Origin of the sequence: Chryseobacterium sp. SN22 (assembly GCF_008329705.1) — a bacterium.
In the GTDB taxonomy this organism is placed as follows: Bacteria; Bacteroidota; Bacteroidia; order Flavobacteriales; family Weeksellaceae; genus Chryseobacterium.
Map to the genome: position 1 here is coordinate 44,124 of NZ_VTSX01000010.1, position 15,998 is coordinate 60,121.

The 15,998-nt window shown below is 42.5% G+C and carries 16 protein-coding genes, 1 tRNA gene and 1 pseudogene; 11 read left to right on the plus strand and 7 right to left on the minus strand.

Going from position 1 to position 15,998, the window contains the following annotated elements; genetic code table 11:
* Positions 1-24: 24 nt before the first annotated feature.
* From FY557_RS08280 to FY557_RS08290, 3 genes are all read right to left on the minus strand, one after another.
* A complete protein-coding gene (locus FY557_RS08280; RefSeq protein ID WP_149246795.1) occupies positions 25-591 on the minus strand; it encodes a YceI family protein in 567 nt (188 codons plus the stop codon).
* Between the two features lie 153 nt (positions 592-744).
* Positions 745-1,794, minus strand: a complete 1,050-nt coding sequence (locus FY557_RS08285) for a glucokinase (protein WP_149246796.1) — start codon at positions 1,792-1,794, stop codon at positions 745-747.
* Between the two features lie 114 nt (positions 1,795-1,908).
* Entirely contained in the window at positions 1,909-2,472 is a 564-nt protein-coding gene (locus FY557_RS08290; RefSeq protein ID WP_149246797.1) for a hypothetical protein, read from the minus strand.
* Positions 2,473-2,751: 279 nt separating this feature from the next.
* Here FY557_RS08290 and FY557_RS08295 point away from each other — a divergent pair, with 279 nt between their 5' ends.
* Positions 2,752-4,140, plus strand: coding sequence for a DUF1800 family protein (locus FY557_RS08295; protein ID WP_149246798.1), 1,389 nt, complete (start codon positions 2,752-2,754; stop codon positions 4,138-4,140).
* A gap of 51 nt (positions 4,141-4,191) precedes the next feature.
* The gene (locus FY557_RS08300; RefSeq protein WP_149246799.1) at positions 4,192-5,376 is read left to right on the plus strand and encodes a DUF1501 domain-containing protein; all 1,185 of its coding nucleotides are present in this window, start codon (positions 4,192-4,194) and stop codon (positions 5,374-5,376) included.
* Positions 5,377-5,451: 75 nt separating this feature from the next.
* Here the strand turns inward: FY557_RS08300 and FY557_RS20100 are convergent, their stop codons facing one another.
* The 3 genes from FY557_RS20100 to FY557_RS08310 all read right to left on the minus strand — a co-directional run bounded on the left by FY557_RS20100 (position 5,452) and on the right by FY557_RS08310 (position 7,291).
* Complete coding sequence (locus FY557_RS20100; protein ID WP_185151686.1) at positions 5,452-5,592, minus strand: hypothetical protein; 141 nt, start codon at positions 5,590-5,592, stop codon at positions 5,452-5,454.
* Between the two features lie 93 nt (positions 5,593-5,685).
* A complete protein-coding gene (locus tag FY557_RS08305; RefSeq protein ID WP_149246889.1) occupies positions 5,686-6,705 on the minus strand; it encodes a helix-turn-helix transcriptional regulator in 1,020 nt (339 codons plus the stop codon).
* Between the two features lie 253 nt (positions 6,706-6,958).
* Entirely contained in the window at positions 6,959-7,291 is a 333-nt protein-coding gene (locus tag FY557_RS08310) for a HopJ type III effector protein (RefSeq protein WP_149246800.1), read from the minus strand.
* Positions 7,292-7,389: 98 nt separating this feature from the next.
* On the opposite strand from FY557_RS08310, the gene FY557_RS08315 reads away from it, so the two are divergent.
* Positions 7,390-8,772 (plus strand): RtcB family protein, encoded by a 1,383-nt coding sequence (locus FY557_RS08315; protein WP_149246801.1) that lies wholly within the window; start codon positions 7,390-7,392, stop codon positions 8,770-8,772.
* Between the two features lie 429 nt (positions 8,773-9,201).
* The gene (locus FY557_RS08320; protein ID WP_149246802.1) at positions 9,202-10,953 is read left to right on the plus strand and encodes a hypothetical protein; all 1,752 of its coding nucleotides are present in this window, start codon (positions 9,202-9,204) and stop codon (positions 10,951-10,953) included.
* A gap of 279 nt (positions 10,954-11,232) precedes the next feature.
* Here the strand turns inward: FY557_RS08320 and FY557_RS08325 are convergent, their stop codons facing one another.
* Positions 11,233-11,700, minus strand: a complete 468-nt coding sequence (locus FY557_RS08325; RefSeq protein ID WP_149246803.1) for a hypothetical protein — start codon at positions 11,698-11,700, stop codon at positions 11,233-11,235.
* Positions 11,701-12,139: 439 nt separating this feature from the next.
* Here FY557_RS08325 and FY557_RS08330 point away from each other — a divergent pair, with 439 nt between their 5' ends.
* From FY557_RS08330 to FY557_RS08355, 7 genes and pseudogenes are all read left to right on the plus strand, one after another.
* Positions 12,140-12,889 carry a DNA polymerase beta superfamily protein gene (locus tag FY557_RS08330; RefSeq protein WP_149246804.1) on the plus strand — a complete coding sequence of 250 codons (750 nt, stop codon included), beginning with the start codon at positions 12,140-12,142 and terminating at the stop codon, positions 12,887-12,889.
* Between the two features lie 14 nt (positions 12,890-12,903).
* Positions 12,904-13,539: a hypothetical protein gene (locus FY557_RS08335; RefSeq protein ID WP_149246805.1), complete on the plus strand. Its 636-nt coding sequence runs from the start codon at positions 12,904-12,906 to the stop codon at positions 13,537-13,539.
* The gene (locus tag FY557_RS08340) at positions 13,536-14,270 is read left to right on the plus strand and encodes an ATP-grasp domain-containing protein (RefSeq protein WP_149246806.1); all 735 of its coding nucleotides are present in this window, start codon (positions 13,536-13,538) and stop codon (positions 14,268-14,270) included. Before FY557_RS08335 ends, FY557_RS08340 begins: the two co-directional genes overlap by 4 nt.
* A gap of 118 nt (positions 14,271-14,388) precedes the next feature.
* Positions 14,389-14,823 (plus strand): AAA family ATPase, encoded by a 435-nt coding sequence (locus FY557_RS08345; RefSeq protein ID WP_149246807.1) that lies wholly within the window; start codon positions 14,389-14,391, stop codon positions 14,821-14,823.
* A complete protein-coding gene (locus FY557_RS20320) occupies positions 14,813-15,283 on the plus strand; it encodes a tRNA(His) guanylyltransferase Thg1 family protein (protein ID WP_228451732.1) in 471 nt (156 codons plus the stop codon). Before FY557_RS08345 ends, FY557_RS20320 begins: the two co-directional genes overlap by 11 nt.
* An 18-nt stretch (positions 15,284-15,301) precedes the next feature.
* A pseudogene (locus FY557_RS20325) lies at positions 15,302-15,574 on the plus strand (hypothetical protein); the annotation flags it as partial.
* Positions 15,575-15,781: 207 nt separating this feature from the next.
* Positions 15,782-15,912 (plus strand) — tRNA-OTHER (locus FY557_RS08355).
* The last annotated feature ends 86 nt before the right edge of the window (positions 15,913-15,998 follow it).

Sequence of the window (15,998 nt, forward strand, 5' to 3'; positions counted from 1 at the left end):
TTTAACAATCTTTTTTTGATTAAATTATTTAGCCGTTACCTTCACCAGCAAATCCATATCATCTTTCACAAGAACATCCTGCATCGTAGACTTGTACGCTACATCAAATTTCTGTCTGTCGATAGAGAATTTATTGGAGATCAGGCTTACAGTTCCGTTGGTATAAGTAATTTTTGCAGGGAAAGAAATCGTGTTGGTTTTTCCTTTTACTGTCAGGTTACCGGTTACTAAAGAATTGTACACTTTATCGTTGTTTTTCTTCACTCCAGTAATTTTGAAAGTCGCTGTAGGATATTTCTCAACTTCGAAGAAGTCTCCGTTTTTCAGGTGGCCGTTCAGTTTCTGCTGGTATTCCCCGGAAAGGTCAGTCGCATTGATGGAAGTCATGTCCAGAACAAAAGTACCGCCTGCCAATTGGTTTCCTTTCATTACCAGATCTCCTGATTTTACCTTCACGGTACCGTTGTGAGAACTGGCTTCAGATTTAGCGATTTTATAACCCCACCATTGTACATCGGAGCTTACCACTTTTTTTGCCTGTCCGAATGCCAGACCACTTGCCAATACGGCTAATAAAAATATTTTTTTCATTTATAAAAGTTATTTACTTGTTCTTTATTTACAGATGCAAATGTAGTTAACGGCAGCGATAGATTTCATTGATGTACATCAATAAACACAATTATTTTCATGACTCATGTCATGCATAAAAAAAGCTCCGGATTTCTCCGGAGCCTGTTGTATTTATTCCTGGTAATAAGCGGTGTAAAGTGCTGCACCGTTCAATGCCGTGTTTTCGTTCTTATTCAGATAGATTGGGATGTTCCTCAGCATCTCTTCCATTTTATCACTGATCTTGAACTTCTCGTAGAATTTATCTTTATCGATATATGCTGCAATGGCCTGCGGAATATCTCCTGAAATCAAGAGCCCTCCGGTAGCTTTCAATTTTAGTGTTAAGTTATTGGCTTCCCTGGCCAGGAACTCGATAAAAGTATCCAGGGCGATCTTGCAGATCAGTACATCCTCTTCCACAGCCGCTTTATATAATTCTTCAAAAAAGTTGCCGTTGGAAAGACGTTCAGCCAGCCATTCCGGCTCAGGATGCCTTTTCACATCTCTCAGGAAGCGGTAAATGTTAAATAATCCGCCTTTAGACAGAACATTTTCCCAGCTTACGATGCCATACAGATTGTTAAGGAACTGGTAAAATTCAACCTCTACATTGGTTCTCGGTGAAAATTCGGAATGCCCGCCTTCCGTTGCAAAAGGCCTGATGTATTTGCCGTCGAAAAAGTATCCGGCTTCTCCCAGTCCGTTCCCCGGAGCCAGGATGGCCACATTACCTTTTTCCAGATGTCCGCTGGTATAGATAGGATCCAGGTCGCTGTCTTCCAAAAGCCCCATTCCGTATGCGGAAGACTCCTGATCATTCAGCATATCTACCCTTTCAAAATTGAAATCCTTTTTAAAATCTTCAACATCAAGGTTCCAACCCAGTCTTTCCGGTGTACTTTTTCCGTATAATACGGGTCCCGGAACTGCCATTCCAAGTCTTTTTACATTCTCCAGCCCGTTGTCCTGCATAAATTTTTTCAGGATGCCTGCAAAAGAATCAAACTCTTTGGTAGGATAATTATTCTGGATCTTAATTTCCAGACCGCCGTTGCCGGAAACAAAATAGCCTAATGTTGTAATATCTTCGCGTAGGTTTGCACTGATGATCGAAACGTTATCATTGCTGCCGTTTTTTACTCCTGGTAAGTAGAGTGGAAATTTTGGATTCAAAATCATAACCTCAAATTTTATCAAATATAATAATAACTTTCGTAAATTTTCGTTAGAAATAAAAAACCTTCTCAAAAATTCGAAAAGGTTTGGTTAATAATTGCTTATATAAAAATCTAACTATTTTCCTAAAGGGATGTTGTAGGAAAATCCTACACCAATGTTACCCACATTGTAGTCCTGGTTTGGCAAATCGCCGTTGTTTCCTACAAATACTTTCTGATACTGTGCAAAGAAATTCCAGTCGCGGTTGTGGTATCCGATTTCAGGTTTTAAATAGAAACCTCCTTTCGGTCTGTCTAAACCTGTATTGGATGCCACTTTGTTATCTCCTACCAGAATTCCGTATCCTAAATCGGTTCCGAAATAAAATCCGGTCTGTTTAGGATAAATCCTGATCAGGGCAGCTACCGGCACAACACCTACATCATTGTTGGTATATCCGTTGTTGTCTTTTCCGAAATAATGGGTATATCCTGTAGCGATACCCAATCCGAATCCCGGAGTGATAAGATTCTGGTAAGCTACGTCCACACCTACGGCCATAGAGGTATTATCAGAAGGAACTGCCAAACCAACATTTGCTCCTACCTTGATCATGTTATTCATCTGGGCACTCTGGGCGCTCAATGCTCCTGCAGTCAATATTCCGGCAAATAAAATTGCTTGTTTAAACATTTTCATACTCTTGATCATTTTAAATTTTACTAGAGTGTGAGATGTAAAAATCGTGCCAAGGAAGGGCTTTTTATATGCATCAATACTTTACAGATGCGCAAATCCATGACATTCAATCCATTATTTTAAACAAAAACTAAATATCTGTTTAAAAAACGGTTCCCCACAATTAAAAATTCCTGCTTTTTTTAGATTCTTTTGTGAATAATTTTAATATTAACGAATCTTAACCGTTATTAATTTTAACATCATCCTGCAGATAATATCCAAAAGTAAACAATGCACATGGCCCCTTCTTCATTACTTAACAAAAACCACCTCCTGTGGCGCGCAGGCTTCGGAGCGGGAATCAACCAGTTTGCCGATCTCGGTAAAAAAGAAATCAAAACGCTGATTGACGAACTCTTTAAAGAAGAAAATTTCCAGCCTGTCATTTATGAGACTGATATTCCGGAAACCGTCGATCCTGTGAATCTGATGACAGATAAAACGCCTGCTGAAATAAAAAAAGAAATGCAAAAGATTTACCGACAGCAAAATGAGGAACTGAACCTCAATTTCCTGAGCAGAATGGTCAGCAGCAGAGAGCAGATGAGGGAAAAGATGGCTTTTTTCTGGCATGGGCATTTCGCTTCAAGGGTTCAGAACCCGAAATTCAACCGGCAGATCCTGAACGTGATCCGGAAAAATGCACTGGGAAATTTTAAAGATCTGCTGTTTGAAGTAAGCCAGGCACCGGCCATGCTGAACTTTCTGAACAACCAGCAGAATAAAAAAGACCACCCGAACGAAAACTTCGCCCGGGAGGTGATGGAACTTTTTACCATGGGCCGTGGAAATTATACTGAAAAAGACATCCGTGAAGCCGCACGGGCTTTCACCGGCTGGAGCTATGATAAGGAAGGGAATTTTTTAGAAAAAGAGAAGGTCCATGATCAAGGCTCCAAAACCTTCCTTGAAAAAACAGGAAATTTTAGCGGCTCTGATATTTTAAATATCATTCTTGAGCAGAAAACAACGGCAAGATTCATCACAGCCAAAATTTACAGGTTTTTTGTAAATGAAAATGAGGACGAAGCCATCATCAATACCCTGAGCGAAAGTTTTTACCAGTCCGGCTATGATATTAAAAAGCTGATGAAAACGATTTTCTTAAGCTCCTGGTTTTACGGGCGGAAAAATATCGGCAGCCGGATCAAGTCACCGATCGAGCTGATGGCCGGAATGATGCGGACATTGCCAATGAACATTAAGAACCCGGAAAACCTGATCGTTTATCAAAAACTGTTGGGACAAATGCTGCTGTACCCACCGAATGTTTCCGGCTGGCCGAACGGAAGATCGTGGATCGACAGCTCTACGTTGATGCTGAGACTGCAGATTCCGCAGATCTGGTCGGGGCTGCGGCCATTGGATTACCGGCCGAAAGAAGATGATGATCTGGATATGGGACTGAAAAACAATCCGAATGCTTTAGCCAAAAGCTTTAAAAATCCTAACATTACCATCGACTGGGCTTATGTGGAAAAGGTTTTCAGCGGGAAGAATCCGGAGGATTACCTCATCCAGAACAGCAGGTCGCTCGATCTGGCTTCCGTGAAGAATTTCTCGGACCATTCGGTGAAAATGCATATCATTAACCTGATGTCGACTCCGGAATATCAGCTGATGTAAAAACAGCAGGCTTTATCATCCAATACCTCACCTTCATCTAAATCTGATTTTATGTTGATCAAAAGAAGAGAATTCCTTAAAATAAGTTCACTGGCCACTGCATCACTTATGATGCCGAATTTTTTGAAAGCCATGACGTTAGACGATGCGCTGGAACCCCGTCAGAAAATCCTGGTGGTCCTGCAGTTTACCGGCGGCAATGACGGTCTGAATACCGTTATCCCGGCACGGAACGATATTTATTTCCGGGAGCGGAACAGAATTGCCATTCAGAATTCTCTGCCCTTAACCGATGAAGCCGGGATCAATCCTGCCCTTTTATATTTTAAGGAATTGTATGACAACGGTGAACTGGCGGTGATGAATAACGTCGGCTATCCGGATCCCGACAAATCCCATTTCCGGAGCATGGACATCTGGCATTCCGCAAGCAAGAGCAATGAGTACCTGGAAACCGGATGGCTGGGAAGGTATCTGGATGAAGAATGCTTCCGCTGCGAACATCCCACCCAGGCACTGGAAGTAGACGACATGCTGAGCCTGGCCCTGAAAGGAGAAAACAATAAGGCATTTGCCTTTAAAGATCCGAAAAGACTCTACCAGACCAGCGAGGAAAAATATTTCAAATCACTGTATGACCACCACCACGATGATGAAACGGTTTCCTATCTGTATCAGACCTTAGGCTCCACTATCAGCAATGCCGGGTATATTTTTGAAGAAAGCAAAGCAAAGAAAACCGACGCAGCTTACCCGGCTTCACAACTGGGAAAAGATTTTAAAACCGTTGCCTCGCTTATAAAATCCGACATCAATACCCGAGTGTACTACCTGTCGATCGGAAGTTTCGATACCCATGTGAACCAGAACGAAAGGCAGCAGAAACTTTTTAAGGACATTAACGAAGCGATAAGGTCTTTCGTAGCCGACATGAAAAGCAACGGGCTTTTTGAGAATATCCTGCTGATGACCTTTTCGGAATTCGGTCGGCGGGTGGCCCAGAATGCTAGCAACGGAACCGATCACGGAACGGCCAATCAGATGTTTCTCATCAGCGGCGGCCTGAAAAGAAAAGGACTCCTGAATGCCCTTCCGGACCTTCGTCACCTGAATGAAGGCGATCTGATCTATTCCGAGGATTTCAGGAAAGTCTATGCCACCATTCTTAAAAACTGGCTGAATGCGGATTCGTCTAAAGTTCTGGGATGGAAAGACGGAATCTATGACTTTGTGTAGCGCACAATATAAAACAAAAGAGGCTTTCGATCAAGAGAGCCTCTTTATTATAATTTTAAATAAAACTACTTCAGATTAATGTATGGATGCAGGCAGTTTTTTCGGTTCTTTCGGCTGACTTTTCTGGTCAATTTTTTCCGAGATTTTTTTAACGATAAACTCAATAACCAAAGGCGCTACCATTGCAACCACTGCTTTTAATATTCTAGATTTCATAATGTTTATTTTATAATAAACTAGCAATACAATTTCTGAGCCATTATGGACGCTTATCGACTTAGGGCTTTTAAAAAAATTTGCGTGGTAAAACTAATCTTCATCAGCAACAACAAGGTTCTCATAGTTTTTTGCGCCGGCTTTAAATTTTTCTTCAAGCCGCAGCCTCAGCTTTCTTGGTTTGTAAACGGTCAGGCATTCCCCGAAACCCAGTAAAAGGCGTTCCAGCTCAAAATTCAGCTGAACGCAGATTTTAAAAACGGTACCTTCCCCGGTTTCACTTACGATTTCCTGGCTGCTGTGGAAAGGCTTGGTCTTTACATAAGGCGCATTGGAAGAATCCACAAAGAAGACGACGTTCCGCGGGGCCATTGTGGGAGAGACACTCACCCCGACGATGTCTTTGAAATATTCGTCACCGTCGAGATTCAGGTCGATGTACTCTATTTTTTCCTCTGCCTGAATGTTTTCTATCCGGTCCAGGGCCAGGTTGTATTCCTTTCCTTTATGAAGACAGATCAGGAACCAGCGGTTGTTGAATTCCTTCAGCAGCTGAGGATGTGCTACATACGAATCCGATTCCCTTGCCTTAAAGCTCCGGTAGGTAATATTCAGTACTTTTTTATGAAGAATGGCGTCGTACAGGGCATCGATATATTCCAATCCTTTCAACTGTTCGTTTTTATCGAGGTGGATAATTGATTTCTGATTGGTTGAGTGGATGGAATCTTCCAGTTTCTGGATCACCCCGTTCATTTCTTTGAACATCGAAAAATCCTTGAACTGCTTCAGGATCTGCACGGCGTTGTTCATCGCTTTCAGGTCGCTTTCATTTACTGAAATATTGTGGATGCTGTAGTCGGGATCGCTGTACCGGTAGTATTTGCGTTCGTACACTTCGATCGGGGCTTCGTAGCCGAATTTCTCGCTCCGCATGTTCTGCAGGTCGAGCTGTACGGTCCGTCTGCTGACGAAAGACTCCTTTCCCTCAAATTCAAAAAGGGCTTCGGAACACTCGTCGATCAGGTCTTCCAGCGTATATTTCCGGTATTTGTTTTTGAGGCATTTGTCCAGCGTTTTGTAGCGGATCAGGGCATTTTTATTGGATGACATGGTTTCAATTTTAAGGATTCGGGCGTGTCCCGGAAGCCTTGACAAAAGCCATAGCTCTTCCGGGCCGGGCTGCTCCGGGCTCCACTTTGTTCCGGTTCTGGCGCGGCGCTTTGCGCCGCGCCAGAACCCCTCCTTCCAGTCGGGCCCTGCACATCCCTCACGCGGGGTGTTGAACATAGGAAGTCAATGTGCTTCCAGTCTTTTTAACAAACCTGGCTCATTTAATTCCTTTTACTTTTGGAAATGAGACAACCTACTTTCTCTGCAAAGCCTTTCCTTCAAAAGCAATTCCTTCCCAGCCGGTCTGCATGAAGTTCCGGATGTTCTGGTGATCGGTACCTTCAGGATTTTTCAGGACATCCTCCCGGTAGAATTCCCCGAAAAGATTAAGCGTTTCCTCTTCTGAAAGACCGTTCAGCTGCGCAAAGCTGAATGCCTTGCACGATCCGTTGTTCTGGTTGACTTCGTTTACAGTACTGCCGTTGGTAAATTTTGTCGGGCTGAAATCGTAATGTTCGTCAATAAAAGCAATAACTTCCTTAAACTGAATATCGCCTGCTGATTTTTGTAACTGTTCAAATAACATTGTTGATAATTTTTTCAAAAATAATTAAAAAAAAATGATCTGCGCAAAAAGATTGCATACTTGCACCGTTACTTTGCATCAACAAAATCAGAGAACTTATGGAATTTAACGGAAATAACTTAATCGAATTAGGATACAGACCGGCAAAATGGTTTAAGGAAGCCATTGAATTCATCAACGAAAATAATCTCGATCAGGACCAGATCAAAACATACCTGGAACCGTTCAGACAGCCCGAACTGATTCCGCTTCATGAAACGGCAAAGGATTTTGTCATCAACATCCGGGCAGAGCACGAAAGCGAGAACGACAATGTTGAAAAGGTAATCAACACCATGAAAGTGCTGATGAAAACCCCTACCCTGATCGAAGGGGCTATTATGCCGGATGCCTGCCCGACCGGACCTGCGGGGAATATTCCGGTCGGAGGCGTGGTGGTTGCAAAAAATGCCATCCACCCGGGATTCCATAGCGCAGATATCTGCTGTTCGGTGATGCTGACGGATTTCGGAAAAGCCGATCCTAAATCTGTGCTGGATATGGCCCATTCGGTGACGCATTTCGGATACGGCGGAAGGCCGAGAGGAGAACAGATGCCGATGTCACAGGAGCTGATGGATGCCTTCAGGCAAAACGATTTCCTGAATGACGAAAAATTAATCAGCATCGCCCGTTCGCATATGGGAACCCAGGGCGACGGAAACCATTTCCTGTTTGTCGGGATTTCCAGAAATACCGGAAACACGATGCTCGTGACCCATCACGGATCGAGGGCACCGGGTGCTGCACTGTACGATAAAGGTATGAAGGTAGCCAACAGATTCAGAATGGAAATTTCCCCTGAAACCTTAAGGGAAAATGCCTGGATTCCCTACGATACCGAAGAAGGGGAATCGTACTGGGAAGCCCTGCAGTTAATCAGAGCCTGGACGAAGGAAAACCATACTTCGATTCACGACGCTGTTCTGAATAAAATGAAAGTTGAAAAAGAGGACCGGTACTGGAACGAACATAATTTCGTATTCAAGGACGGCGATCTGTTCTATCATGCAAAAGGAGCCACGCCGCTGGATGATAAGTTCCTGCCGGATATTACCGGGCCGAGACTAATTCCATTGAATATGGCGGAACCTGTATTAATCGTAAAGGGAACCACCAATGAAAGAAACCTCGGATTTGCCCCGCACGGCGCCGGAAGGAACTTCAGCAGGACGCAGCATAAAAAATCACTGGCCCATAAAACCATTGAGGAAGTCTTTACCGAAGAAACCCGGGGGCTGGATGTCCGTTTCTTCACCAATGAAATCGATATTTCCGAGCTGCCGACCGCTTATAAAAGCGCGAAGAACGTAAGAGCGCAGATTGAAGAATACGGATTGTGTGAAGTGCTGGACGAAGTGATACCGTACGGATGTATCATGGCGGGCGATGTACAAAAGAACGCGCCGTGGAAGAAAAAGAAAAAATTCAGAAAAGCATAGATAAAACAAACTAATAACTCGGCCTTGCGGATGTGAAAGTCTGCAGGGCTCATGAAAACTTTTTATACGGCAGGGGCAGTAGCTCAGATGGTTAGAGCAACAATTAGTACTTTCCGCTAACGGCAAAGAAAGTTCCTATAAATCACCGGATTTGTAGGTCGCAGGTTCGAAATACGAAGTATTCGCAAATACCAAAAAAATAAAATGAGCATGAGCAATCCTGCCTGCTCCTCAAAAAAAGGCAAAGAAAGTTCCTATTATTGATTTCCCACATTTTACTTTCCGCCTTTTCTTTAATAATCCAGGGCAAAGGGAGTTCCTATATAATTTTTGGAAAAATTACTCCCCGCCCTTTATCAACCATAGGTAAAAGGAGTTCCTATACCAATTCACTTTTAATGAACCTACTCCTCACTTATTTTTTTAACAATGAAAACACTAAAATTATTCAACGCCGTACCGGCAAAAGAATCCGGTGCCGAAGCTTTTGTTTCGGAGAACGGCTTTATTATTGAACCCAACGCGGTCTGGGCACAGAAAGACATCGTTTCCTATTACGCCAAAGAAAAATTAAACGGAAATGATCTTAACAAAACCTTTTATACATCCTGGCAGAAAATCAGGGAAAGTTCAAGGATTCATCTGTTGATCGATCAGATCAGGCATTATATTTCAACGTATGGAAGCGATTTCCAGAGTGAAATTTATATTCCTTCCGGAGTTCTTAAGGTCACGGATGTAAAACTGGGTTTTAAAGTGATTAAAGCTTATTCCAAAGAAGAAATGACGGAAAAATGCCTGTCTTTGCTTAAATCCGGAATAGCTCTGAAAGAAGAAACCGTAGATGATCTGCTTGCCGTATTACATGACGAGATGCAATATCAGTTCACGGGAGCAGAAGGGATCCGGAACAAGGAAGCGGTCATTAAAATTGCAGACCGTTACGGTATTTATCCTGAAAGCCCGGTTGAATTTTTCCGCTATGTGATCTATAAAACCACAGGCGAAACCCTTCTGATCAAAAACAATGATCTGATTGATAAAATCAGACAAAGTAAGTTCAGTCCGTCCGCTCTTTTTGAAAGCTTCGGTCCGGAAAAGCTGGCTCAGATCTTTAACCGTTTCAAACCTTTGTTCCTGGCTTATAAAAACAGGGCGCCAAAAGTGATTAACAAAATCTCAAAGCTGTCCAAAACCCATCATCAGCCTCTGGTTTCCAATCCGTTGAATAACGCAACTCATATGCTGCTGGAAAACAGCGATCTGCACTGGCTGGAAAATGCCACTCCGTTCGCGCTGTTCAAAGCACTGTCAGCCTGTTATTCAAGGATGTACGGTCAGGATACCTTTGTCTACCGGATCCGGAACGGAAAATCGTGGACTAAAAAATCGGCAGCAAACTCCGCAAATGAACTGAATTATGATTTTATTCTCACGTACTTAAAATTAAAATATGATCTTTCCGGAAAGAAATTCTATTTCCCGAAAGATGTGGAATTTGCCTTACCGACCTCCGAAAAAATGTTTGCCGGAAATATCCCGACCGGAACGAGATTTTACGGCGATAGGCTGGCAGTCGGAATTTACTGGGAAAATGCCTGGGGTGCCCGCGACCTTGACCTTTCCGGACTGAATATTATTGGGAAGATTGGCTGGAATGCCGCCTATAATCTACAGAACGGACAACTGATGTATTCCGGGGATATGACCGATGCGACTAACGGAGCCGTGGAGTATCTTTATGCCAACAGAAATTTTACAACGCCGACGCTGGTCATGAACAACGTATTCAGCGGTGATACGGACTGCGGGTATAAAATCGTAGTCGGAAAAGGAGACGATATTTCCTTCGATTATATGATGAATCCCAATAACCTGTTTGCGGAAGTATGGTGCCAGTCGGTGCAGAAACAGACGGTTTTAGGATTGTTCATGCCGAAAGACGGAAAGCAGTGCTTCGTACTGCTGAACTTCGGGGCGGGACATGCGCACGTTTCCGGAAATACCGAAATTTCCGTCATGGCCACCAATGCCTTATATCAGCAGTGGTACGAACCGGTTTCCTTTAATCACCTGATTCACGAACTGGGAGCGGAAATCGTTTCTCAAAAAGAGGAAGCCGATTTCGATTTTTCTCTGGATAAACTGGAAAAAGACAGCTTCACAGGAATCTTCAGATGATTGCTTTGAATCGGAAAACAAGATGTAAGGCAACGATTTATCATTAAATTAACGTGAACCTGAAGTAGAACTTTATTAAATGCAGGAAGAGGATGCTGGAAGATCTTTGTCAAGATAATTCTAAAAGTCTTGAATATTAAATGATTTCTTTGCATTAAACTACTGAAAACGAAATAAATATTATCGAATTCATATTAAATTAAATAAACCGCTCTTAAAGCATAAAAAATCCTGAAAGCGCGGGCTTTCAGGATTTATTCTTTACTTGTTTCCGGTATTTTATTTGGGTGTACCGTTATTCATCGTTCCATTGGTATTTAATGTACCCGTGGTTCCGTATTTTACGGTATTATTATTAGTGTTTCCGGTTTTTAAAGTTCCGGTACCGGTATTGAGGGTTCCATTACTATTGAGTGTACCGTTACTGTTTAGTGTACCATTCGTACCATTATTCAGAGTTCCGTTATTATTCAGAGTTCCATTATTTAGTGTACTGTTGGTGTTTAGGGTACCGTTGGTTCCGGTATTCAGGGTTCCGGCACCAGTATTCAGGGAACCGTTTGTTTTTATCGTCCCGGTAGTTCCGTTATTCAGCAGGCCATTGCCGTTTAATGTATTGTTAGTCCCGTTATTCATAATCCCGGTACCGCTGTTCATGGTTCCGGTATTGGTATTGGGGGTTGTCTGTGCAGACACCGTGATAAAACCGCCTGCTATAAATGCTGCTGCTACGATTAAATTTTTCATATTGGTATAATTTAGATTGGTGATGTTATGTTAAATGCAATTATCGTACAAAATGTGAAGATGTCCTGATTAATAATTAATTAAATCAAAAATTGTTTTCTGTAAAAAGAGGATATATTTTGATTTTTCCTTGGATGGGCCGGAGAAAGACCTTCTCCCCCACATTTTCAGATCATTGTTGCGTGTTGGAAATATTATGATAATTTAATGCAAAGTTTCTTTTACACTCATATAAATCAGGAAGCAAAGCATGGATCAACAAGCTGATCTGAGGAAGCGGACACGTTATCTTTCTTACTGTATTGTTTCTTTTTTTTGCTTTTATTAAAACAAGCAGAGTGGGAAAAAGGGCTGCCTTATCTGAACACAAAGATAAAGATCCATCCTGCGTAAAAAGATTGCGCAGGCCGTCTTTTATTTTGCATCATAAATAAAAATAATGACACCGAAAATACTGGAAAAACTGAAAGAAGTGGAAGAAAAACGCGGCATAGAAATATTGCTGGCCGTAGAATCCGGAAGCCGGGCCTGGGGATTTGCCTCTCCCGACAGCGATTACGACATCCGTTTTATCTACCGTCACGAAAAAGACTGGTACCTCTCGCCATGGGACAAAGACGAAACCATCGAATTTATGACGGAAGATGACCTGGACGGCTCCGGATGGGATATGCGGAAAACCTTTCATTTGCTGCTGAAGTCGAATGCGGCTTTGCTCAGCTGGTTCTACTCTCCTATCGTTTATGTAAAAAATGAAAGATTTTATGACCTGTTCAAACCGCTGGCCGATGAATGCTTCTCCCCGGTAGCGGTCTCTTACCATTACCTTAGCATGAGCAAGAAATACATGGACGCCTGCCGAGGCGATGAAGTGAAGCTGAAATCCTATTTTTACCTGCTCCGCACGGCACTGACCGGGAAATGGATCCTCGAAAAAGGAACCGTTCCGCCCGTTCTGTTCAGCGAACTGCTGGTATTGGTTGATAATTTTACCCGGGAGAAAATAGAAAATCTGATATCTTTAAAAGCAACCAAAGGAGAATCTTATCACCACCCGAACGACCGGGAACTTTTCGGGTTCCTGGAAAGCATGATCAAAGATTCGGAGGAAAAAGCAAAAAGCCTGAAAAGCGGAAATGCAGACAAAAATGAAATGGAAAAGGTATTCCGGGAAATTTTAGCCTTGTAATATAAACCTGAAGTATGAAACAGCTGTCTGAACCGGCCTTATCGTTTATGGAAAAAGCAGGCAGGAATAAAGAGTACCGGATAGATCCGGATGTCTTAAAAGAACATTTAACATTATACCATCTCCAAGATTCCACTGAAATTCTGAGATTTCAGAAAATTTTTGCTGGCCTGCATTTTCAGGATACTGTTGTTCATATTTTTACGCCTGAGCAGATCAGGGAAAGGAAGACTGTAAATACCTACGAATGGAAGGGCCAGACCCTATTTCCGATCAATGACGGTTTATACATGGCTGAAAACGGGGAAATTGCCGTCAGGGACTGCGGTTGCAATTCGCATGATTTTTATTTTTATTTTGAAAAATTCGATACCTTTATCGAGCAGCAGGCATTTTTTGAAAAACACCGATATTATAAAAGTCTGCCCAGTTACAGCCATGAGATTACCGATTTAAAGGAATTTTCAGCCCGGATGTCCGGTTACGGATTTTTACCGGACGGCTCGGACCGGTATAACCTGATGTGGAAAAATGAAGTCAGCCTCGTGCATGCAACCTGCCATGAGGATGTCTGGAGCGTGGGCATTGATAGTGTTTCCGAAAACAACCGCTCTAAGCTGATTGAGCAATTAAAAGATGTCATCCAATGAAAAAACTCGTCGCCCTCTCTCCGATATATACGGAAGACAGCAACATCCTGAAAAAAGCCTCCCTTTGTTCTTCTTATGAATTGAGCCGCTTCAATGGCAAATGGAATGTCCCGGAAGAATTCAGGACAGCGGTCGTGGCGGTGTATGGTGAAGATATTTACGCTGAGATTGTGGCGGAACAATGTAACCTCACTTTAACCAAGCCCGACGATCACTGGCTTTCGATCATTTCGGAGGAATTTACCAAACGGAAGATTTCTTACGGAATACTGAAAGATTTTGTAAATAAAGGGCCTGTTTTCATCAAATGTTCGGATTTTAAAAGCTTTAAAGCCGGGGTTTTCGATAAAGTTACCGACATCAAAGGCTTCGACTCACTGGATCCGGAAATTACGGTCTTCACTTCAGAAGTCGTGGAATGGGAACTGGAAGTACGGTGTTTTGTATTAAACGGTGAAATAAAAACCTTCTCTTCCTACTGGCGGAATGATGTTTATGATATAAACCCGCTTGCAGAAACCGAGCAGCAGGAACTGTTCGCGTTTTTCAGCCGGTTTATGGAGCGGTACAAGGAAACGCTGCCTAAAGCGATCGTACTCGATTTCGGGATCATCAGGGGAAAAGGCTGGGCGCTAATCGAAGCCAATCCCGCCTGGTGCTCCGGGCTGTATGCCTGTGATGCGGAGATCGCTCTGGAGCTGATTGTGGAAAGTTGCATTAAAAATAATTAACAGCCTGGAAGAGGAAAGCCGGATGCCGGAAGTTTCTCTGGTCAATAGTATTAATATTAAAGGTATTAATTAAAACCAGCTGAAAATAAATTCAATACAGTCGAAATCACAATAAATTATGGAAATGATCATCTTCACCGGCATTCCGGCAAGCGGGAAAAGTTCCTTTTACAAGGAGCTTTTTTTCAATTCGCACCTCAGGATCAGCATGGACCTTCTGAATACGCGGAACAAAGAAAACAGGCTGCTGCAGTATGGTTTTGAAACCCAGTCGAAAATGGTGATCGACAATACGAACGTCACCCGGGAAAGCCGTAAGAAATACATTGAATCTGCGAAACGGAATAAATATGAAATTATCGGTTATTTTTTTGAAAGCAGCGTCCCGGACTGCCTCGAAAGAAACCGGAACCGGAAAGATGCCATCAATGAGATCGGCATCAAAGCCAAGTACAAAGACCTTGAAAAGCCGGGATTTGAGGAAGGCTTTGATAAACTATTCAACGTAAAGATCGTCAATAACACTTTTGAAATCAGCCCTTATGAAATTTGAAGAAATTCAAGCTGTCATGCGTACAAACGAAAGCCTTTCGGAACAGTATATCCTTCCGGGAAATTATATCATCGTAAGACTCGACGGAAAAGGCTTCACGAAACTCACCAAAGAAAAGCTTACTTTAGATAAGCCTTTCGATGAAAGATTCGGCCAGGTAATGATTGATGCTGCCAAGCACCTTTTTGGCAGCGGTTTTAAAGTAATTTACGGTTATATACAAAGCGATGAAATTTCACTGCTGATCGACCGGGACGACCAGACCTTCAGCAGGAAAACCCGCAAACTAAATTCCGTGCTGGCCGGGGAAGCCAGTGCTTTTTTCAGCCTGCAGTTCCGGGAACTCTGCGTTTTCGACTGCCGCACCATAGCAGTCCCCAACCATGAAATGCTGCTGGATTATTTCTGCTGGCGGCAGGAAGATGCCCACCGCAATTCGCTTTCCGCCTATTGTTACTGAACGTTACGGAAAAATGGCTTTACCGCAAAGCAAGTCACCGGAAAGATCGAAAAGATGACCCAGTCCGAAAAAAACGAGCTGCTGTTTCAGTATGGCATCAATTACAATACCCTCCCGTCCTGGCAGAAACGCGGCGTCGGAATTTATAATAAAGATTCTATAAAGCCGGGCTTTAATCCGGTGACGAGGGAAACGGTGGATTGTACGAGGAAGGAATTGTTTGTGGAGAAGGAATTGGGGATGCGTGGGGAATATAGGACCTTTTTGAGAGGAATCTTCAACAATCGTTAAATAATTTTTTATATCTAAAATTATTTAAAAGGGATAAGTTTGTATATCAGGTGAAAATGCTTCTCAGATGTTTATTTCAGGGACACTTCTTTTTGAAGTAAATAATTGTGAAGAAGTATGAACATCTGTTTTGTAAAAAAAATCCTTAAAAAAAGATCTACGCAAAAACACTGCGCAATAACATTCTTACTTTGCAATATCAAATTGGAGGTTGTAGCTCAGTTGGTAGAGCAACGTAAAATACTTTATTAATATTTTAATCTGTTCAACAGGTGTGATCTATAAAGTTACTTCGCCTATTAAGCCGTGTGTCGTCGGTTCGATTCCGATCAGCCTCCCTTAATTTGAAGTGGTGTGAGATTTAGGTTACTTCGCTTTACATGAAAAAAACACCTTAATCAGTTTTTAACCACTTCTCTATTTT